Source organism: Vallitalea sediminicola (genome assembly GCF_054408565.1).
On sequence record NZ_BTPT01000106.1, the window covers coordinates 1 to 1,357 of the forward strand.

A 1,357-nucleotide genomic window follows, 5' to 3' on the forward strand; every position below is an offset into this window, starting at 1 on the left:
ACGTATTGTTCACCCTATTTGCTGTGGTATTGATGTTCACAAAAAATTTGTGGTTGCTGCTATCGCAATTTCTGACAAGCATAATGTTACCACTTATATCAAAAAACGTTTTGCTACCTTTAATTCAGATCTTAAAAGTCTTGAAGCTTGGCTTCTTAAACACAGCTGCACTGAGGTCTGTATGGAATCCACCGGCAAATACTGGATTCCTATCTTTAATGTTTTGGAAAAATCTTGTCATGTTGTTATTGCTAATCCTAAATATGTCAGAGCCATCCGTGGTCAAAAAACCGATACCAAAGATGCTACTTGGATTGCTGATCTTTTTAAATTTGGCATTGTTCCTTCTAGCTTCATTCCACCAATTGATATCCGTATGCTTCGAGAACTTTTTAGATATCGTTGCAAACTAATTGGCCACCGCTCAAGTGAGAAAAACCGTATGCAGAATGCTCTTACTGTATCTAATATTACTCTATCTTCCGTAGTATCAGATACTTTTGGTAAGTCTTCTTCTGCTATCATTGAATACATACTCACTTGTGATGTGTTCTCTCCTGAACATTGTAAGTCTCTTTTAAAAAAGAAGCTTAAAGACAAAGCTGATGATGTTATTCAATCAATTATCGGTTATGACCTGCGCAGTGACCAATCAATTAAAATGAAGGTCTGTCGAAAACATTTCGATTACATCGATGAATGCATCTCCATTCTTGATGCTTCCATTTCAGACCTATCTAAACCTTATCAAAGTTTTATTGATTTGGCTAGTACTATTCCTGGTCTTACTGCAAAATCTTCCACCTATATCATTGCTGAAATAGGTACCGATATGTCTATTTTTAAGTCTTCTAAACACTTATGTTCTTGGGCTGGTCTTACGCCTCAAAACAATGAAAGTGCTGGTAAGAAAAAAAGTGTTCGAGTATCCAGAGCCGGTGTTTACTTGAAACCTTTACTCGTTCAATGTGCCAATGCCGCTATTAAAAACAAGAAGAATCCGTATTTCAGAATAAAATATGACCGAATCAAAAAACGTAGAGGTCATAAACGAGCTATCATTGCCATTGCTCGTATGATTCTTACTTGTATTTATCACATGTTTTTAAATGGTGAAGTATTTAATCCTTCAGATATAAATTATTCAGATATTCCAAAGGACCTTTATGATAAGCATAAGGCACAATACATTAAAAATGCTATAAAACTATTGGAAAAGGAAGGCTGTACTATCATTCCTCCAGATATAGCTATTCCTACTTAATGACTTACTATTATATTTACTGTTTAAAAAAGTAGCATTTATTGGTACTCTTATTTGTATGTCAAATTTCTATATTTTTTCTTTCAACCTATC

General features: G+C 34.4%; 1 protein-coding gene. It reads left to right on the forward strand.

Annotated elements, in window-relative coordinates; all coding sequences use genetic code 11:
• On the forward strand, window positions 1-1,264 hold a 1,264-nt coding region (locus ACX6CF_RS25655), incomplete at its 5' end, for an IS110 family RNA-guided transposase (protein WP_458788233.1).
• Window positions 1,265-1,357: the final 93 nt, after the last annotated feature.